The following is an 18,896-nucleotide window of genomic DNA, read 5'->3' as shown; positions in this document are numbered from 1 at the left end:
GGCCTCGCCATCGCGGCAGCCGCGACCTTCGCACTGTCCGGCTGCGTCCAGAGTGCCAACGCCTCGAACGCCGCAGACACGAGCGGTGGCACCACGAACCTCACGGTGTTCATCAGCGGCGACACGAACGTCCAGGACCTCTGGGACAAGTCGCTCATCCCCGCCTTCGAGAAGGCGAACCCGAAGATCCACGTGAGCACGAGCATCGACCTGCACGGCGAGCACGATGCGCAGACCCAGGCGAACCTGGCCACCGCGGTCAAGGCCGGCAAGTCCGTCGCGTACGACCTGGTCGACGCCGGCTTCGTCTCCACCGCCGGCAAGGCCGGCCTGATGGCGAAGGTCGGCGACAGCACGATCCCGAACCTGAAGGACGTCCCCGAGGCCACGAGGCAGCAGGGTGGCGACAGCGCGATCCCGTACCGCGCCTCGAGCGTCCTGCTCGCGTACGACTCGAGCAAGGTGACGGACCCGCCGGAGACCCTCGACGAGCTCCTCGCCTGGATCAAGGCCAACCCCGGTCAGTTCGCGTACAACTCCCCGTCGTCCGGCGGTTCCGGCGGCTCGTTCGTCGCCACGGTGCTCGCGAAGTACCTGACCGCGGATGAGCAGCAGACCATGCAGACGACGTACGACAAGTCGCTCGAGTCCAAGTGGGACAAGGGCTTCGCAGCGCTCGAGGACCTCGGCCCCTCGACGTACCAGAAGGGCGTCTACCCGAACGGCAACGACCAGGTCGTGCAGCTGCTCGGGAGCGGCCAGATCGCGATGGCGCCGGTGTGGAGCGACCAGTTCATCACCTCGCAGAAGACCGGCGTGATCCCGAAGACCGTCAAGGCGATCCAGATCTCCGACCCGTCGTTCACCGGCAGCGCGAGCTTCCTCGGCATCCCGAAGACCGAGCCGAAGGCCAAGAAGGCGGCCGCCGAGCAGCTCGCCGACTTCGTCCTCAGCTCGAAGGGGCAGCAGCTCGTCGCGAGCGCCGTGTCCGGCTACCCGGTCATCCCGCTCGACAGCCTGCCGGCGTCGGTCGCGGAGCAGTTCGCCGACGCGAACCCCTCGCAGCTGCGCCTCGGGTTCCAGAGCGACTTCGCCGCGGACATGAACGCGGCGTGGGACGCGAAGGTCCCGCAGTGACCCAGACCCGTCCAGGACGGCCCGGCAACCGGCCGGGAGGCCCGTGGCGACTCCGCCAAGGGCCTCCCGCCCGTCCCGTCGCCCGCCCACGGCACGGCGGACGCCGCAGGACGGCTGTCCGTCCAGGAGCGGCTCGACCGCCGTCGGCGGTGGCAGGGTGTCACCCTCGTCGCGGCGCCCGTCCTCGTCGTGGTCCTGTTCGTCGGTGTCCCCGTCGTCAACGCCGCCCTGTTCAGCCTCGGGTTCACCGGCGGTCTGAACCAGGCACTCGCGGACATCGGCGGCGACACCGTGCGCGGCTTCTCGTTCGCGGTGTACGGCACCCTGCTCGGCAACGCCACGTTCCTGCGCGACCTCGTCGCGACGCTCGGCGTCACCGCGCTGTCGACCGGCCTGACCGTGGCGCTCGCCGTGGCGGTGGCCGTGATCCTCCGGCTCCGGGGCGGTTTCCTCGGCAAGAGCCTCAGCGTCCTCGCCGTGGTCCCGCTCTTCGTGCCGGTGGTCATCGCGAGCTGGTCGGTCCTGACGTCCACCGATCCGCAGGGCTTCCTCCGCAGCCTCGGTGCCCAGTTCGGCCTCGACGTCCCGGTGTGGGGCTACACCCTCGTCGCCGTGGTGTTCGGCAGCGTCTGGACGAGCCTGCCGTTCGCCGTGCTGATGATCGCCGGCGCGCTGCAGGGCACCCCGGACGCCCTGGTCGAGGCGGCGAAGGACGCCGGAGCGAGCACCTGGCGGGTGGTCTGGCAGGTGCTCCTGCCGATGGCAGCGACCCCGCTCGTCATCGCGACGACGTTCACCGTGATCGGCGTGCTCGGCTCGTTCACGGTGCCGTACTTCACCGGCCCGAACGCCCCGACGATGCTCGGCGTCGACATCTCGAAGTACTTCCAGGCCTACAACCGCCCGCAGCAGTCGACGGCGATGGCGTTCATCGTGTTCGCCTTCGCCGCGGCCGCGAGCGTGTTCTACCTCCGCTCGACGGTCCGGGCGAACGCCGGCGAGCTGCGGAAGCAGCAGCAGAAGCAGGAGCAGCCGTGATCAAGCGACTCACCGGGAACACCCTCGTCTGGGCCACCGCCGTCGTGCTGGCCGTCTTCGTGCTCGGTCCGCTCCTCTGGCTGGCGGCCCGTGCCTTCGCCACGACGTGGACGTACCCGAACCTGTTGCCCGACGGGTGGACGCTGCAGTGGTGGGGCACCGTGTTCGAGGACCGGAGCCTGGCGGTCGCCGTCCAGAACTCGCTCGTCCTCGCCCCGCTGACGGTCCTCATCGCCGCGGTGGTCTGCCTGCCGGCCGCGTGGGCGATCAGCCGGATCGAGTTCCCCGGGCGGCGGCTCGTCCTGGTCGGACTGTTCGCCACGAACGCGTTCCCGAAGATGGGCCTCTTCGTCACGATGTCGGCGATGTTCACCGCGCTGAACCTCATGAACACGGTCACGGGCATCCTCATCGTGCACGTCCTCGGGTGCGTGGTGTTCATGACGTGGCTGCCCGCCGCCGCGTTCTCGGCCGTCCCGCGGTCCCTCGAGGAAGCAGCACGCGATGCCGGAGCGAGCCGCTGGCGGACCTTCTGGCGGGTGACCTTCCCGATCGCGTGGCCGGGGATCCTCGTCGCGATGGTGATGTCGTTCCTCGCGTCGTTCGACGAGGCGCAGGGCACGTACCTGGTCGGCGCGCCGACCTACATGACGATGCCCACGGCGATGTACTCACTCGTCCTCAACTCCCCACGCCAGGTCTCCGCGGTGTTCGCGATCGCGCTCAGCATCCCGTCCGTGGTCCTGCTGCTGCTCGCCCGGAAGCACATCATGGGCGGCCGCCTGGCGGACGGCTTCCAGATCCGATGAAGCGACGGACACCGATGACCACCACCAGCACGAAAGGCGACCAGATGACGGACACGACCCTCGTCGCGGAACGCACCACGGGCCTCCCGACCGACGGCAGCACGACCGACCGGGCCCGCACCGGCGGACTCACCATCCGCGGACTGCGCAAGACGCTCGGCGGACGCGACGTGGTCGCGGGCATCGACCTCGACGTCGCCAAGGGCGAGCTCGTCTCGCTGCTCGGCCCGTCCGGGTGCGGCAAGACGACGACGCTCCGGATGGTGGCGGGGTTCCTGCCCGCCGACGGCGGCGTCGTGACGATGGGGGACCGCGACGTCACCTCGATCGGTCCGGAGCGTCGGCCGAGCGCGATGGTGTTCCAGAACTACGCGCTGTGGCCGCACATGACGGTGACGCAGAACGTGGCGTTCCCGCTGCGGACCCGACGCGTGCCGAAGCAGCGGGTGGCGGAGCGGGTGCGCGAGGCGCTCGAACTCGTCGGCCTGAGCCACCACGCAGGATCGAAGCCGACGGCGATCTCGGGCGGTGAGCAGCAGCGGGTCGCCCTGGCGCGGGCGATCGTGCAGGAGCCCGACGTACTGCTCCTCGACGAGCCGCTCTCGAACCTCGACGCGAAGCTCCGGGTGAGCGTCCGCGACGAGATCCGGCGCATCCAGCAGCGCCTCGGCATCACGACCGTCATCGTGACGCACGACCAGGACGAAGCGCTCAGCATCTCGGACCGGATCGCCGTCATGCACGACGGCCGGATCGAGCAGATCGCGACACCGACCGAGCTGTACGCCCGCCCCGCCACCGGGTTCGTCGCGTCGTTCATCGGGTCGACGAGCCCCGTCACCGGCCGGTTCCTGGCCGGCACGTCGGTCAGCCCCACCGTCGCGGACACGGTCCTGATCCGACCCGAGCAGGTCGTGCTCACCGACGACTCGCCGATCCGTGCGACCGTCGCCCGCGTGCTGATGCGCGGGCACTTCGCCGAGGTGGTGCTGGCCGCCGACGGCGCCGAGCTCCGCGCGTTCGTCACCGGAGCACCCCCGATGGTCGGCACCGAGACCGGGGTCCGCCTCGGCGAGGTGCTCGTGTACCGCGACGGCGCGCTGCTCGAGGGCACCCGATGAGTGCCCCGGTGTCGGCGCCCGCCGACCAGGTGGTCGCCACCAGCCCGACCGGGAGGCCCGGCGTGCGTCCGCCACGGCTCGTCGCCCACCGCGGTGCGCCGCGCGTCCGGCGCGAGAACACCCTGCCCGCCATCGCGGTCGCCGAGGCGCTCGGCGCCGAGGTCATCGAGGTCGACGTCCGTCGCACGGCCGACGACGTGGCCGTCCTGCTGCACGACGAGACCCTCGGCCGGATGTGGGGCGACGCCCGACGGGTGTCCGACGTCGCCTGGTGCGACGTCGCCCGGCTCGGCAACGGCCTCGACCGGATCCCGCGGCTCGACGCCGCCCTCGAACGGCTCGACGGCTGCCACTCGGTGCTGCTGGTCGACCTGACGGACGCGGCCGACGGACTCGTCGCCGCCCGCACCGTCGCGGGGTCCACCGCGTCCACCACCGTGGCGTGGTGCGGAGCGCCAGCGGCCATGGCGGCGGTCCGTTCGGTGCTGCCCGACGCCGACGTCTGGCTCGCGTGGGAGTCGCTCGACCCGCCCACTCCGGCCGACCTCGAGGCGTTGACCCCCTCGACCCTGAATCTCGACATCGCGTTCCTCACCCCGCGCACGATCGAGGCCGCGCACGCCCTGGGGTTGCGGGTCGCCGTCTGGACCGTCGACGAGGCCGAACCGGCGCTCTGGGCGGCACGGCTCGGCGTCGACTCGATCACCACGAACGACGTCGGCGCGATCGGTGCCGCGCTGTCGTCGGCGGAACGGGACGGCTGGCCGGAACGGGACCGCGAACCGACCGAGACCGAGGTCGCCTCGCGCGCCCAGGCCCTGGCGCACCGCATCGCGCACGAGGTCATCGCCTTCACCCGCGAGCACCCCGTCAGCGAGGTGCGGACCAAGGCGAACCCCGCGGACCTCGTCACCGACGTCGACCGTCTGGTGGAGCAGCACGTCCGCTCCCGCGTGCGGATGGCGTTCCCGACGCACGGCTTCACCGGCGAGGAGTACGGCGACGCCCCCGGCGACCGGCACCGCTGGTTCCTCGACCCCGTCGACGGCACCACGAACCTGGCGAACGGCGTGCCCTGGACCTCGATGTCGCTCTGCCTGACCCGCGGTGGCCGCCCGCTCGTCGGCGTCGTGGCCGACCCGTGGCGGGGCGAGGTCCTCGAGGCGCGGCGCGGACGCGGTGCCACCCTGCGCGACCGTCCGCTGCAGCTGGACGACACCCCGCGACCGCTCGCCGGGGCGGTCGTCGGCACGGAGCTCGACGGGCACCGGCCGTGGCCCGGGTTCGGTGCGTTCCTCGACGCCCTGGCCGACCGGTCGTGCACGCTGCGGGTGCAGGGCTCCGGCACGCTGACCATCGCGCAGGTCGCGGCCGGCCGGGGGATCGGCGGGTGCGTGTCGGCGTTCAACCCGGTCGACCACGGTGCCGCCGTGCTGCTCGTGCACGAGGCCGGCGGTATCGTGCTGACCCGCTCCGGCCCGGTCGAGGGCTTCCCACCCGTGGGCGAACCGTTCCTGGTGGCGCACCCCGGGGCCGCCGACGAGCTGCACGCGGTGTGGACGGCCGCGATCGCCGCGGGCGCGGGCGTGCGCTGAGCCGGTGCTGCGCGCTGGCGCTGGCGCTGGCGCTGGCGCTGGCGTGCGCGGTGCGCGGCCGGCGCACGGTGCGGGGCCTGCGTTCTGGTGCGGGGTTGGCCGCTGTGTGCGGCGCTGCAAGCGCGCACGGTGCTGCCAACCCGGCACGGGTCGTGCAGGTGCGCACGGTGCGGACTGGAGGCGCGGGTCGGGTCGGGTACGGGCCTCCCGTCGGGTGGGTGATGCGCACGGTGCGCCCGCGGGCGAGGCGGCGCACGGCTGACTCTGAGCGGGCGCTCAGTCAGCGGCCGACCCCGCTCCATAAGGTGGCAGACCACGGCCGGTCCGACCGGATCGCCCGTGCACCCGAAGGAGCATCGACCATGGGATTCCTCGACCGCCTGCTCGGACGTCCGGACCGCGACCGCACCGGTGACGCGCAGCAGTACGACGCGCAGCAGAACCAGTGGGGGCAGCCGCAGCAACCGCAGCAGCAGGGCTACCGGTACGGCCAGCAGTCGTACCACCAGCCCGCCCCGACGGGGGTGCCAGCCGGGCAGCAGCAGGGCGGCCAGTACGGCGTGCCGCAGTGGGGCGGTGCACCCGCGCAGCAGCAGGGCGCGACGACCGACGACGAGCGCGCGGTGGAGCGGTACCGCTACCTGCTCCGCACGGCGCCGCCCGAGCGCATCGAAGAGGTGCACGCCGAGGCGTTCGCCAAGCTGACCGACGAGCAGCGCCGGATGGTCTACGACGAGTTCACCCGCACGGCGCCTCCCGGCGAGGCCCCTCGTGGCGACGACCCCCGCTCGCTCGCGCAGTCGGCGACGCGGTCCGAGATCCGCCAGCCGGGCTTCATGGAGCGCTCGCTCGGTGGCGTCGGCGGTGGTGGCCGCCTCGGCGGGCAGCGCGGCGGACCGTCGTTCGGCAGCATGATCGGTGCCTCGATCCTCGGCACCGTGGCCGGCTACGTCATCGGTTCGGCGATCATGAGCGCCTTCCTGCCGGACCCCGGATCGTTCGATGGCGGTACTGACGCTGCGGGCGACGGTGGTTCGGAGGACACTGGAGCCGACTCCGGTGACGGCGGTGCGTCCGACGGTGGCGCATCCGACGGCGGCGGGTTCGAGAGCGCGGGCTGGGACGACGGCGGATCCGACTTCGGCGGTGGCTCCAGCGACTTCGGTGGTGACTTCGGCATCTGAGTGACGTCCGTCGCTCCACCGGACCCCGGTACCCACCGTGTCCGACGAAGGAGCGACATGGCCATCATCGAAGCCTCCGGGCTGACCAAGACCTACCGGTCGAAGTCCGGACCGGTGCACGCACTGGCCGGACTCGACCTGTCCGTGCCCCAGGGCACCGTGAAGGCGCTGCTCGGCCCGAACGGTGCGGGCAAGACCACGACCGTGAAGGTGCTCACCACCCTCATCACCCCGGACTCCGGGACGGCCACGATCGACGGCATCGACGTGATCGCCGATCCGCAGGCCACCCGGCGGTCCATCGGGGTGTCCGGGCAGTACGCCGCGGTCGACGAGAACCTGACCGGCTTCGAGAACCTCGAGATGATCGGGCGGCTCTACCACCTGGGCCGGAAGACGTCGCGGGAGCGTGCCCGTGAGCTCATCGACGTGTTCGACCTGGCCGAGGCGGGGGACCGCCCGGTGAAGGGCTTCTCCGGCGGCATGCGGCGACGGATCGACCTCGCCGGTGCCCTCGTGATGAACCCGCGCGTGCTGTTCCTCGACGAGCCGACCACGGGCCTCGACCCCCGCAGCCGACTCGCGCTCTGGGGCATCATCGAGGACCTGGTGGCCCAGGGCGCCACGGTCCTGCTCACCACGCAGTACCTCGAAGAGGCCGACCGGCTCGCCGACGACATCGCGGTCATCGACGACGGCCGGGTGATCGCCGAGGGCACAGCCGACCACCTCAAGGCGCAGGTCGGCGGCCACCGGGTCGTCGTGACCCTGGTGGACGAGACCGACGGTGACGCCGTGACGACCGTCCTGCGGCGCTACGGCGTCGGCGACGTCGAGGCCTCTGGTGACGGCCGCACCCACGCCATCGCGGTCGAGGCCGGCCCCACCGCGCTGCAACGGGTGCTCGCCGACCTCGGCGACGCCGGGATCGAGCTGCACGACGCAGGCATGCGCCGACCGACCCTCGACGACGTGTTCCTGCGGCTCACCGGCCACGCCGCGACGGAGGACGAGGCCGACGGAGCCGCCGCCGCCAAGCAGAAGGAGACGACCCGATGACCGCCACCACCATCGCGCCGGGTCGGCAGCTGCCCGTCGTCGTCACCTCGCCGGTCGCCATCTGGTTCGAGGACGGCTGGACCGTCACCAAGCGGAACCTCATCAAGATCAAGCGGTCGCCGGACATGCTCGTGTTCGCGGTGCTGCAGCCCATCATGTTCGTCCTGCTCTTCAGCCAGGTCTACGGCGGCGCGATCGCGGTCGAGGGCACCGACTACACGCAGTTCCTGATGGCGGGGATCTTCGCGCAGACCGTCGTCTTCGGGGCGACCTTCTCGGGGTCGGCGATGGCGCAGGACCTGAAGGAAGGCCTGATCGACCGGTTCCGCACGCTGCCGATGTCGGCGTCCGCGGTGCTCGTCGGCCGGACCAACTCCGACCTCGTGCTCAACTCGATCTCGATGGCGATCATGATGCTCACCGGGCTGGCCGTCGGGTGGCGGGTGAACTCGTCGCCGCTCGAGTTCCTGGCCGGCATCGCCCTGCTGCTGCTGTTCAGCTACGCGTTCAGCTGGGTGATGGCGCTGCTCGGGATGAGCGTCAAGACGCCGGAGGTCATCAACAACGCCTCGTTCATGATCCTGTTCCCGCTGACGTTCATCTCGAACGCGTTCGTGCCGAGCGACACGCTGCCCCTGGTCCTGCGAGTGTTCGCGGAGTGGAACCCGGTGTCGTCGCTCGTGCAGGCGGCCCGCGAGCTGTTCGGCAACGTCGGGTCGGCGCCGGTGCCGGACATCTGGACGATGCAGCACCCGATCGTGACGGTGCTGATCGGGATCGCCGTGATGCTCGTCGTGTTCGTGCCGTGGGCGGTGAACAAGTACACCCGCATCAGCGCGAAGTGAGACCGTCGGGGCGGTGAACAAGACTGCACCATCCACAGCCAGGATCAGCGCGAAGTAGCTTTCGTCCACAGGGGCCGTCCGGGTGCGCACGTGCGTCACCCGGACGGCTTAGCATCGTCCACGTGACCGCGACAGACGCCGAGCGGGCCGCCCAGCGCGACGCCACGGAGCCACCCCTCGACCGCAGCACCCGACTGCGTCGCTGGATGCTGCAGGGCGCCCACCAAGGGGCATCCCACCAGGGTCCGCACCAGGTCGAGGTCGAGAAGACCCACCCGTGGTGGCGGGTCATGTGCCTGACCGGCGTCGACTACTTCTCGACGCTCGGGTACCAGCCGGCGATCGCGGCGCTCGCCGCCGGCCTGCTGTCGCCGATCGCCACCATCGTGCTCGTGCTCGTCACGCTGTTCGGGGCGCTGCCGGTGTACCGCCGGATCGCGAGCGACAGCTTCCGCGGTGCCGGGTCGATCATGATGCTCGAGAAGCTGCTGCCGTGGTGGGCCGGCAAGCTCCTGGTGCTCGTCCTGCTCGGCTTCGCCGTCACCGACTTCATGATCACGATGACGCTGTCGGCGGCGGACGCCACGGCGCACATCGCCGAGAACCCGTACACGCCGCACTGGTTCACCGAGATCCCCGTCCCGCTCACGCTCGCGCTGCTGCTCTTGCTCGGCGTGGTGTTCCTCCGCGGGTTCAAGGAGGCGATCGGCATCGCGGTCGGACTCGTCGCGGTGTTCCTCGCGCTGAACGCCGTCGTCGTGGTGGTCGCGCTCTGGCACGTCTTCGAGCACCCGATGGTCGCCAGCGACTGGTGGTCGGGGCTCACCGCGCAGCACAGCAACCCCCTCGTCATGGTCGGCATCGCGCTCGTCGTGTTCCCGAAGCTGGCGCTCGGCCTGTCCGGGTTCGAGACCGGCGTCGCGGTGATGCCGCAGGTGCGCGGTGACGCGTCCGACGACACGAGTGCCCGGCCCGAGGGTCGGATCCGCGGCACCAAGCGGCTCCTGACCGTCGCGGCCGTGATCATGAGCTCGTTCCTCATCACCTCGTCGATCGCGACGACGTTCCTCATCCCGCAGCACGAGTTCCAGCCGGGCGGCGGTGCGAACGGGCGGGCCCTGGCCTTCCTGGCACACCAGTACCTCGGCGGGGTGTTCGGCTCGATCTACGACTTCTCGACCGTCGCGATCCTGTGGTTCGCCGGCGCGAGCGCGATGGCCGGCCTGCTCAACCTGGTGCCGCGGTTCCTGCCCCGCTACGGCATGGCCCCGCAGTGGGCGCGGGCGACCCGGCCGCTCGTCATCATCTTCACGCTCATCGCCTTCCTGATCACGATCGTGTTCCGCGCGAACGTCGACGCCCAGGGTGGGGCGTACGCCACCGGCGTGCTCGTCCTGATCACGAGCGCCGCGGTCGCGGTCACCCTGTCGGCCCGTCGCCGACAGCAGAAGAAGCGCACGATAGCGTTCGGCGTCATCTCGGTCGTGTTCGTCTACACCACGGTCGCGAACGTCATCGAGCGGCCCGACGGCGTCCGGATCGCGGCGATCTTCATCGTCGCCATCGTCGTGGTCTCGCTCATCTCACGGGTGCGCCGGTCGTTCGAACTGCGTGCGTCGTCGATCGAGCTGGACGCCACGGCCCGGCAGTTCGTCGAGGCCGACGCCGACCAGTTCAGCTCGGTCTGCATCATCGCGAACGAGCCGGGTGCCGGCACCGCCGAGGCGTACCGGGCGAAGGGGCGCGAGGAACGACGCGACTCCGGCATCCCGGCGCGCGTCCCGACGATGTTCCTCGAGGTGCTGCCCGCCGACTCGTCCGACTTCGAAGAGGACCTGCTGGTCGAGGGGCACGTCGTGCACGGACACCGTGTGCTCCGGGTCCGGTCCGGCAACGTGCCGAACACCATCGCCTCGACCCTGCTCGCGATCCGTGACACCGCCGGGGTCGTCCCGAGCATCTACTTCGAGTGGAACGAGGGCAGCCCGATCCGCAACGCCCTGCGGTTCGTGTTCACCGGCGCCGGCGACGTCGCGCCCGTCACGCGCGAGGTCCTGCGCGAAGCCGAGCCGGACGTCCACCGCCGCCCGTCCATCCACGTCTCGTGACGGGCCCCGCCAGCGCGCGCCGGGTCCCGACGCCCGCCGGCGGGCTCGCTGCGGTGGTCGTCGCCGCCGCTGTCTGGGGGACCACCGGCACCGCGACCCACTTCGCCCCGGGCGTCCCCGCCTTCGTCTTCGGCGCCGTCACGTTCGGGATCGGTGGCCTCGTACTCGCCGCCGTCGCCGGACGCGGCACCGTCCGCGCCGTCGCCGAGCGCCGAACACGGGGGTGGGCACTGCTCGGCGCGGCGGCGCTCGCCGTCTACGCGGTCGCCTTCTACGCAGCCCTCGCCGACGCGGGCGTCGCCCTCGGCACCACCATCGCCATCGGGTCGTCACCCGTGTTCGCGGGGCTCGTCGAGTGGGTGTCGGACAGGAGGCCCGTCACCGGCAGGTGGATCGTCGCCACGCTGGTGAGCGTGGCCGGCATGGTCGTCGTGACCCTGGCGCGGTCAGAGCACGGCGGCGGCGGTGGTGCGCTCGCGTTCGGTATCGCCAGTGCCCTGCTCGCTGGACTCACCTACGCGCTGTACTCGTGGGCGGTGGCACGGGGACTGCACGCGGCGGCCGGGGCGGTGTCGGTGCCCGGCGGGCCCGGGATCGAAGCCGTCGCGGCGGGACTGCCGAACGGCCGGGGGCTCGTCGGCGCCGTGTTCGGCATCGCTGCCGTGCCGCTCGTCGTCCTCGTGGTCGTCGTCGGCGCACCGTACCTCGCCGAGGGCGGCAACTGGCCGGTGTTCCTGTACCTGGCCCTGGTGCCCACGGTCCTCGGGCACTCGCTGTACGCCGTGGGGTTGCGGTCCGTCGGTGCCTCGGTCGCGACCCTGGTGTCGTTGCTCGAGCCCGTGGTCGCTGCGGTGCTCGCCGTGCTCGTCGTCGGGGAGCACCTCGGCACGACGGGGTGGGTCGGCATCGCGCTCGTGGTGGCCGGGCTCGCCGTGCTCGCGGGGCCGGGGCGACGCTTGCGCTGACGCGCGTCGTCGGCCGCCGCGGACGCTGACGCGCGTCAGTCGTCGGCGAGGATCTGGTCCCGCACCTTCCGCCGCAGCACCTTGCCGATCATCGAGCGCGGCAGGTCCTCGACCACGACGACCCGACGCGGCACCTTGTACGCCGCCAGCTGGTCACGCGCCCACGCCCGCAGCGCCGCGGCGTCGAACGAGGACGGGTCCTTCGGCACGACGGCGGCGACGACCTGCTCGTTGCCGCCCTGCGTGATGCCGACGACCGCGACCTCCTTGACGCTCGGGTGCTTGAGCAGGGCGTCCTCGACCTCGGACGGCGACACGTTGAAGCCGCCCGTGATGATGAGCTCCTTGAGCCTGTCGACGATCCGGACGTAGCCGTCGGCGCCGATGGCCACGATGTCGCCGGTGCGGAACCAGCCGTCGGGGGTGAAGACCTCGTCCGTGGCCTCGGCCTTGCCCCAGTAGCCGCGGAACACCTGCGGCCCGCGGACCTGCAGCTCGCCGGGTTCGTCGACGCCGAGCACCTTCGTGCTGTCGTCGGGGTCGACCACGCGTGCCTCGGTGGAGGACAACGGCAGACCGATGGAGCCGAGGCGACGCTCCGGGGACACCGGGTTGGCCATCAGCACGGGGGAGCACTCGGACAGCCCGTAGCCCTCGACCAGGTACCCGCCGGTCCGTGCCTCCCACGGTTCGACGATGTCCTGCGACAGCGGCATGGCGCCCGAGATGCCGATCTCGATGCCCTCGAGCGAGACCTTCGCCGAGTCGGCGGCGTGCTGCAGTCGGGCGTAGATCGGCGGGACGGCCGGCAGGAACGTCGGCGGGTGCTTCTTGATCGCGGTGAGCACGAGCGCCGGGTCGAACGTCGGGAACAGCACGAGCCGCGAGGCCATGCTCATCGCGAAGGTCAGGCACAGCGTGAGGCCGTACGCGTGGAACATCGGCAGCACCGCGTACACGACGTTGTCGCCCCGACGGATCTGCGGCACCCAGGCGCGGGCCTGTGCGGCGTTCGCCAGCAGGTTCCGGTGCGTCAGCACGGCACCTTTCGGCGTGCCGGTGGTGCCCGAGGTGTACTGGATCAGGGCGACGTCGTCCGTCGACGGTCGCGGGTGGCGCTTCGACAGCTTGCGGGTGCCGACCAGGTCGTCCCACTTCGTCGTGCCGCGCACCGAGGTGGTGAGCTTCGCGCGGGACTCACGGGCCTTCGCCACCGGCAGGGCCAGGGCGAGCCGGGTGGCGCGGGGCATCGCTCGGGTCAGGTCGACCGACACGATCGCGTCGAGCGCCACGTCGGCGGGGAAGTCCTGCAGCGTCGCGACGGACTTGTCCCAGGCGATCGCGACCTTCGCGCCGTGGTCCTCGAACTGGTGGCGGAGCTCGCGCGGCGTGTACAGCGGGTTGTGCTCGACCACGATCGCGCCGAGGCGCAGGACCGCGTAGAACGCCACGATGTGCTGCGGGCAGTTCGGCAGCACGATCGCGACCCGGTCGCCGGCGCCGACGCCGAGCTTGCGGAGCCCGTTCGCCGCGCGGAGGATCTGCTCCTGCAGGTCGGCGTAGCTGGTGGTCCGCTTGAAGAACTCGAGCGCGACCCTGCCCGGGAACCGTCGCGCCGATTCCTCGACCAGGTCGATCAGGGAACCGTGCTGTTCCTCGATGTCGTGCGGGACCCCCGGGGCGTACGAGGCAAGCCAGGGACGAGGCGTGTCGATGCTCACGCGTCCCAACCTAGCGGGCCACCCCCGCGCCCGCTGGGAGGCGTCGGGGTGCACGAAGCCGAGCGCGCTCCCAGGGGGCGGACGGACGATGACGCCATGCCCTCCGTCTCCGATGCCTTCCGCTCCCGCCTCAACGACACGTTCACCGGTGGGGCGACGAGCAAGCCGGAGTGGATCGACGAACTCGAGGACGGCACCGACGCCGGCTTCTTCGGCCCCGGTTCCGCGACGTGGGCGGTGCACGGCGGCAAGCAGACGATCGTCGCCGGGGTCCGCGCACTCCTCGTCCAGGCCCTGCACCCCGGAGCCCTCGCCGGCGTCGCCGACCACTCCCGCTACCGCGAGGACCCGTTCGGCCGACTCGCCGGCACCATCCGGTGGATCTACACGGTCTCGCACGGCGACACCGCGACCGCCCGCGGAGCGAGCGAGTGGGTGCTGCGCCTGCACGAGCGGGTTCGCGGCCAGTACGTCGACGGCCACGGCATCGCACGCGACTACGCGGCGAACGACCCCGACCTGGCCCGCTGGGTGCACCTCGCCTTCACCGACGCGTTCCTCCGGGCCGCGCAGCGCTGGGGCGGCCCGATCCCCGGCGGTGCCGACGCCTACGTCCGCGAGTGGGCGACCGCCGGCCGGCTCATGCGCGTCGAGGACGCCCCGGAGTCCGAGGCCGAGCTCCGCGCCCAGATGGACGGGTACCTCGACCGCGGCGAACTCGCGGTCACGGCCCGCACCCGCGACGTCGTCAAGTTCATCAGGAACCCGCCGCTCGCGCTGATGCTGCGGCCCGGCTACCAGGCGCTGTTCCAGGGGGCCGTCTCGACGCTCGACCCCCGCCACCGCTCGATGCTCGGCCTGCGGGCCCCCGCGATCGGGCCCGTCGAACTGCCCGTCGGCCGGGCGACCGGACTCGTGCTCGACGGGATCGGTGGGGTGCTCGGCAACCAGACGGGCACCGAGCGCGCTGCGCTCGTGCGCATCGCCCGCCTCGAACGCGAACGCGGCGCTGTCGCCTGACCGACCCGGCCCGTCAGGAGACGGAAGACGCCGTCGTCACGTGGAGACGCCGCCGGATCCGGCGGCGTCTCCACGCCGGAGCGGCGTCGCGCGGGCACGGCGGCGTGTGCTGAGCCGACGGCGTGCCACGTGTCGTGGACGTGACCGGAGACGGACGGGAGGCCCGTGGCCAGCTGGCCACAGGCCTCCCGTCTGCTTGTCGTACGTCAGAAACCGGACGGCACCCGGGGCGTGTACGCGGACTCGAGTCGCGTCACCTCGTCGTCGGTGAGCGTGATCGCGGCGGCCGCGACCGCGTCGTCGATGTGGTGCTCCTTCGTCGCACCGACGATCGGCGCGCTCACCGCGGGCTTGCCCGCGACCCAGGCGAGGGCGATCTGCGCCATGCTCACGCCGCGTTCGTTCGCGATCGCCTCGACGGCTCCCACGATCGCGCGGTTCGCGTCCTCGTCCTGGCGGTAGAGCGTCTTGCCGAACTCGTCGGTGCTCGCGCGTGACCCGGATCCGTCGGCGTCCCACGGCCGGGTGACCTTGCCGCGGGCGAGGGGGCTCCACGGGATCACGCCGACGCCGGTCGCGTGCGCGAAGGGGTGCATCTCGCGTTCTTCCTCGCGTTCGAGCAGGTTGTACTGGTCCTGCATGCTGACGAAGCGGGTCCAACCGTGCAGGTCGGCGACGTGCTGCATCTGCGCGAACTGCCACGTCCACATGCTGCTCGCGCCGAGGTAGCGGGCCTTGCCGGCCTTGACGACGTCGTGCAGCGCCTCCATCGTCTCCTCGATCGGCGTCACCGGGTCGAAGCGGTGGATCTGGTACAGGTCGACGTAGTCGGTGCCGAGCCGGGTCAGCGAAGCGTCGATCTCGTGCATGATCGCGGCTCGGGAGAGCCCTGCGCCGTTCCGACCGGGGCGCATCCGGTTGAACACCTTGGTGAGGACCTGGACGTCCTCGCGTGGGGCGAGCTCCTTGAGGAGCGTGCCGGTGATCTCCTCGCTGGAGCCGTCGGAGTACACGTTCGCCGTGTCGAAGGTGGTGATGCCGGCGTCGAACGCGCGACGGACGAAGGGGCGGGCCTCGTCGATGCCGACGCTCCACGCGTGCGAGCCGCGGTCGGGGGCGCCGTAGGACATCATGCCGAGGATCACGGTGCTGATCTCGAGGCCCGAGGCGCCGAGGCGGGTGGTGTCCGTCGCCGCTGCGGTGCTCGGGGCTGCGGTGCCTGGTGCTGCGTTGGTCGGTGCGGCGTTGCTCGGTGCTGCGTTCGTCATGCGCTCACCTTGGCATCGCGGCCTGTGACGGCGAGCAGGCGGACCTGGAGTGGGGCGTCCTCGTCGACGTCGACCGGTGCGGCGTACAGACCGGTGGCGGCGAGGTCCTCGATCTGCGGTTCGAAGTACTCCCACACCGCCTGCACGAGCTCGTCCGGCAGGGACTCGTCCGTGCCGGTCGCCCGCGCCAGGTCCCACGTGTGGATCGTGATGTCGCTGGTCTGCTCGGTCAGGTACTGCCCAGCCGGCACGACGTCGGTGCTGAGGTGCACGGGGGTGTCCTGCGGGGCGTTCCGCCAGGCATCGGTCGCCGCGGTCGCGAAGCGCTGCCACTCGGACACGAGGTCGTCGCCGATGGACTCGAGGTCCGCCTCTGCCTGGGCGTAGTCGCACCCGGTGAGGAGCTTCGGGATCCAGCGCTGCTCGTCCACCACGTGGGTGACGAGGTCGCGGGTGGTCCATTCGGAGTCGGGCGTGGCGGCGTCCCAGTCCGTCACGGCGGCGACGCGGCGGCCGAACTCGGCTGCCGCGAGGGCCTGCATCGCGATCCAGTCGGTGGCCATGGTGGTGCTCCTGTTCGTCGGGCTGGCGTGCGGTGCGTGGTGCGTGTGGTGCGTGTCGTGCGTGTCGTTGTAACTCGGAGGCTGGTGTGCGGATTCCCGTGCGTGCGGGCGTGCCCATGTCCGCTGCCCAACGCTACGCCGAGGAGCCGTGCCGAGCGGGCGAAATGCCGCGGTCGTGCGCGTGCCCACCCGACGTTTCCGCCCGTTCACGCCCGCGTGGGGGACCGGTGCGCACTGCGCTCGCTGGGACCGGAGGGGCGTGCCAGCGCGTGGTCCCTGAGCGAGCGGGCGAAATGCCGGGGTCGAGTACGAGATGAGGCCGGTATTTCGCCCGCTCGCCCGGTTGCGCTCGCGATGGAGCACCCGCTCGAGTTACAGCGGCGGGCAGTGGGCACGCGCGGCCGCCCGGAGCACGGCGGGGACGACGAACGCCCCGGCTCCGTGGGGAGCCGGGGCGCGTGTCTCGGGTTCGGGTGGTGCTGTTCGGTGCCCTCAGTCAGGCAGCGAGACCGAAGGGACTCAGGCCGCCTGGAGGACGAACTGGACGTCGAGGTTGATCGTCACGTCGTTGCCGAGGGTGAAGCCACCGGCCTCGAGCGCTGCGTTCCAGTTCACGCCGAACTCGGTGCGGTCGATCTTCGTGGACGCCTCGGCGCCGAACTTGACCTGGCCGTAGCCGTCGGTCGTGAAACCACCGAGCTCGGCCTTGAGGACGACGGGCTTGGTGACGCCGCGCAGGGTCAGGTCGCCAGCGATGTGCAGGTCGTCGCCCTTGGCCTCGATGCTCGTCGAGCGGAAGGTGAGCTGCGGGTGCTCCTCGGTGAGGAAGAAGTCGCTCGTCTTCAGGTGCTGGTCGCGCTGCTCCTGGCCGGTGTTGATCGACGCGACGTCGATGTTCGCCTCGACGGTCGACTCGAGGGGGTTCTCGGCGGTGACGACGGTTGCGTCGAACGTCTCGAACTTGCCCTTGACCTTGCTGATCGCGAGGTGGCGGACCGAGAAGGTGACCTCGGAGTGGGTGGGGTCGATCTTCCAGGTGCCGGTCTGGTAGCCGGGGATGGTGGTGGCGGTGAGCGTCATGGTGGTCCTTCTTCCGAACGAGAGTCTGTGGTGCGACGCGATCCATGCGCCTGCATCAACCTGATACTACGCCAGTGTGCACCCTTTTGGTTGAAGCGTCAACCATTGTTCACTGAAGCGTCGCGAAGCGGTGGTCGTGCGGTGCGCGGAACCCGGCATGCAGGAGGCGTCTCACACGCTGTACGAACCGATCGACACCTCGGCCCACGTCGTCCGCAGTGGCCCGGACCAACCACCAGTCCACGTCCTTCAAGTGCTCACCGCGGGTGAGGTCCTTCCGGAAGGTGGCCGGGTCGGTCCGGTGGAGATCACTCTCGTACTCGATCGCCACCCGTGCTGCGGGGTAGGCGAGGTCCACGCATGCGATCCACCTGCCGTCCACGATCACGTCGTGGTTCAGGGTGGGTTCCGGGAGTCCACGGCGGACGAGGGCCAGCCGTGCCCTGGTCTCACCTGGGGAGCGTGAGCCCGGTCTGATCTCCACGAGAGCGTGGCGCAGCTTCACGACGCCCCGGAGCCCGCGCCGCCGGCCGACGGCCTGGATGAGCTCGTCGAGCGTCGCCCATCCGAGCCACCCGACGAGGGCGTCACCCGCGATGATCAGTTCGTCGAGCGTCAACATCGTGCTCAGGGCGACGAACGTGTCCGCCGGGGCCGTCAGACGCACACCTCGGCTGTTGGTCGCATTGACCCTGCCGTGGTGGGCGCGGTGTCCGACGGCGCCGCGGACACGGAGCGCCTGATCGACCCCGATCGTCGTGACGTGGAGCCGCGGTGTGCCCTCGAACCGGCGGGGAAGTGGGATGCCGAGGATCGCGGCGGCCGTGACGTGGCTGAACACCTGGTCGGGGCGCAGTCGAGGAGACAGTGACAGGGCGCGTTCTTCGACGGTTCGTGGCGAAACTGCGGATCGGATGCCGTGGAACGGGCGGACGAGGTCACGTGCCTCGAGGCGGCCGCGGGACACCCCTCGATGCAGTGCGTCACGGACGCGGAACGAGGCGTCCCGGAGCGTCAACGGGAGTCGGCGTCTGGCGGTCATCTCCACATCGTGGAGCCGAGCGGGCGCGACGGTGGTGCGTCGCGCCTCCAGTGTGGACGGCCCACGATCCTGGAGCCCCTGTGGAGGAGTCGCGCCGCGGCCGAGCGGGCGAAACACCGGCGTCCTGCTGCGTGGCGACCGCGGCATTTCGCCCGCTCGCGGGGGCGTCCGCCTCCGCGGGCCCCGCCCGTCAGTGCAGCGGGCGGGACCGCGAGGGCGGCGTCAGCTCGTCGGGCTCCGCGAGGTACCCGCGGTCCCGACATCGACGACGACGCGAGCGGGCGTATTGCCAGGGTGCCGCCGTCGGGCACGCCGGCATTTCGCCCGCCGCGTGGGGCGGT

16 protein-coding genes are annotated in these 18,896 nt (G+C 71.3%); 11 read left to right on the top strand and 5 right to left on the bottom strand.

Annotation, left to right across the window (positions count from 1 at the left end; genetic code table 11):
• The 10 genes from OGL88_RS16865 to OGL88_RS18130 form a co-directional block, all read left to right on the top strand.
• The coding region (locus tag OGL88_RS16865) for an extracellular solute-binding protein (RefSeq protein ID WP_263092208.1) at positions 1-1,137 on the top strand (1,137 nt) is incomplete at its 5' end.
• Between the two features lie 189 nt (positions 1,138-1,326).
• On the top strand, positions 1,327-2,175 hold the full coding sequence (locus OGL88_RS16860) for an ABC transporter permease (RefSeq protein WP_263092207.1): 849 nt from the start codon (positions 1,327-1,329) through the stop codon (positions 2,173-2,175).
• Entirely contained in the window at positions 2,172-2,984 is an 813-nt protein-coding gene (locus OGL88_RS16855; RefSeq protein ID WP_123340755.1) for an ABC transporter permease, read from the top strand. The genes OGL88_RS16860 and OGL88_RS16855 overlap by 4 nt, the downstream gene beginning before the upstream one ends.
• Before the next feature lie 44 nt (positions 2,985-3,028).
• On the top strand, positions 3,029-4,105 hold the full coding sequence (locus OGL88_RS16850; protein ID WP_263092206.1) for an ABC transporter ATP-binding protein: 1,077 nt from the start codon (positions 3,029-3,031) through the stop codon (positions 4,103-4,105).
• Positions 4,102-5,700, top strand: a complete 1,599-nt coding sequence (locus OGL88_RS16845) for an inositol monophosphatase family protein (RefSeq protein WP_263092205.1) — start codon at positions 4,102-4,104, stop codon at positions 5,698-5,700. Before OGL88_RS16850 ends, OGL88_RS16845 begins: the two co-directional genes overlap by 4 nt.
• Positions 5,701-6,062: 362 nt before the next feature.
• Complete coding sequence (locus OGL88_RS16840) at positions 6,063-6,884, top strand: hypothetical protein (RefSeq protein WP_240347637.1); 822 nt, start codon at positions 6,063-6,065, stop codon at positions 6,882-6,884.
• Between the two features lie 57 nt (positions 6,885-6,941).
• Positions 6,942-7,943 (top strand): ATP-binding cassette domain-containing protein, encoded by a 1,002-nt coding sequence (locus OGL88_RS16835; RefSeq protein ID WP_263092204.1) that lies wholly within the window; start codon positions 6,942-6,944, stop codon positions 7,941-7,943.
• Positions 7,940-8,788 (top strand): ABC transporter permease, encoded by an 849-nt coding sequence (locus OGL88_RS16830; RefSeq protein WP_123294045.1) that lies wholly within the window; start codon positions 7,940-7,942, stop codon positions 8,786-8,788. The genes OGL88_RS16835 and OGL88_RS16830 overlap by 4 nt, the downstream gene beginning before the upstream one ends.
• 206 nt (positions 8,789-8,994) lie before the next feature.
• The gene (locus OGL88_RS16825; RefSeq protein ID WP_263092210.1) at positions 8,995-10,896 is read left to right on the top strand and encodes an amino acid transporter; all 1,902 of its coding nucleotides are present in this window, start codon (positions 8,995-8,997) and stop codon (positions 10,894-10,896) included.
• On the top strand, positions 10,893-11,861 hold the full coding sequence (locus OGL88_RS18130) for a DMT family transporter (protein ID WP_263092203.1): 969 nt from the start codon (positions 10,893-10,895) through the stop codon (positions 11,859-11,861). Before OGL88_RS16825 ends, OGL88_RS18130 begins: the two co-directional genes overlap by 4 nt.
• Positions 11,862-11,896: 35 nt before the next feature.
• On the opposite strand, the gene OGL88_RS16815 is transcribed toward OGL88_RS18130, so the two are convergent.
• Positions 11,897-13,582, bottom strand: a complete 1,686-nt coding sequence (locus tag OGL88_RS16815; RefSeq protein ID WP_263092202.1) for a long-chain-fatty-acid--CoA ligase — start codon at positions 13,580-13,582, stop codon at positions 11,897-11,899.
• Positions 13,583-13,678: 96 nt separating this feature from the next.
• On the opposite strand from OGL88_RS16815, the gene OGL88_RS16810 reads away from it, so the two are divergent.
• Entirely contained in the window at positions 13,679-14,602 is a 924-nt protein-coding gene (locus OGL88_RS16810) for an oxygenase MpaB family protein (protein WP_263092201.1), read from the top strand.
• Between the two features lie 206 nt (positions 14,603-14,808).
• On the opposite strand, the gene OGL88_RS16805 is transcribed toward OGL88_RS16810, so the two are convergent.
• The 4 genes from OGL88_RS16805 to OGL88_RS16790 all read right to left on the bottom strand — a co-directional run bounded on the left by OGL88_RS16805 (position 14,809) and on the right by OGL88_RS16790 (position 18,555).
• On the bottom strand, positions 14,809-15,735 hold the full coding sequence (locus OGL88_RS16805) for an aldo/keto reductase (RefSeq protein WP_263092209.1): 927 nt from the start codon (positions 15,733-15,735) through the stop codon (positions 14,809-14,811).
• Between the two features lie 131 nt (positions 15,736-15,866).
• Positions 15,867-16,433, bottom strand: coding sequence for a TIGR03086 family metal-binding protein (locus OGL88_RS16800; RefSeq protein ID WP_111086825.1), 567 nt, complete (start codon positions 16,431-16,433; stop codon positions 15,867-15,869).
• Positions 16,434-16,952: 519 nt separating this feature from the next.
• Positions 16,953-17,513, bottom strand: a complete 561-nt coding sequence (locus tag OGL88_RS16795; protein ID WP_123340768.1) for a YceI family protein — start codon at positions 17,511-17,513, stop codon at positions 16,953-16,955.
• A 109-nt stretch (positions 17,514-17,622) separates the two neighbouring features.
• Positions 17,623-18,555, bottom strand: a complete 933-nt coding sequence (locus OGL88_RS16790) for a hypothetical protein (protein ID WP_263092200.1) — start codon at positions 18,553-18,555, stop codon at positions 17,623-17,625.
• Positions 18,556-18,896: the final 341 nt, after the last annotated feature.

Source organism: Curtobacterium sp. RIT-PI-V (genome assembly GCF_025642935.1).
In the GTDB taxonomy this organism is placed as follows: Bacteria; Actinomycetota; Actinomycetes; order Actinomycetales; family Microbacteriaceae; genus Curtobacterium.
This window is presented reverse-complemented; position numbering and strand designations above follow the sequence as displayed.

Bases quoted from the DNA above. Each gene is read 5' to 3' on its own strand.
- OGL88_RS16795 (WP_123340768.1), bottom strand. From the start codon at position 17,513: ATGACGCTCACCGCCACCACCATCCCCGGCTACCAGACCGGCACCTGG.
- OGL88_RS16825 (WP_263092210.1), top strand. From the start codon at position 8,995: ATGCTGCAGGGCGCCCACCAAGGGGCATCCCACCAGGGTCCGCACCAG.
- OGL88_RS16800 (WP_111086825.1), bottom strand. From the start codon at position 16,433: ATGGCCACCGACTGGATCGCGATGCAGGCCCTCGCGGCAGCCGAGTTC.
- OGL88_RS16790 (WP_263092200.1), bottom strand. From the start codon at position 18,555: ATGACCGCCAGACGCCGACTCCCGTTGACGCTCCGGGACGCCTCGTTC.
- OGL88_RS16830 (WP_123294045.1), top strand. From the start codon at position 7,940: ATGACCGCCACCACCATCGCGCCGGGTCGGCAGCTGCCCGTCGTCGTC.
- OGL88_RS16810 (WP_263092201.1), top strand. From the start codon at position 13,679: ATGCCCTCCGTCTCCGATGCCTTCCGCTCCCGCCTCAACGACACGTTC.
- OGL88_RS16840 (WP_240347637.1), top strand. From the start codon at position 6,063: ATGGGATTCCTCGACCGCCTGCTCGGACGTCCGGACCGCGACCGCACC.
- OGL88_RS16805 (WP_263092209.1), bottom strand. From the start codon at position 15,735: ATGATGTCCTACGGCGCCCCCGACCGCGGCTCGCACGCGTGGAGCGTC.
- OGL88_RS16835 (WP_263092204.1), top strand. From the start codon at position 6,942: ATGGCCATCATCGAAGCCTCCGGGCTGACCAAGACCTACCGGTCGAAG.
- OGL88_RS16845 (WP_263092205.1), top strand. From the start codon at position 4,102: ATGAGTGCCCCGGTGTCGGCGCCCGCCGACCAGGTGGTCGCCACCAGC.
- OGL88_RS16850 (WP_263092206.1), top strand. From the start codon at position 3,029: ATGACGGACACGACCCTCGTCGCGGAACGCACCACGGGCCTCCCGACC.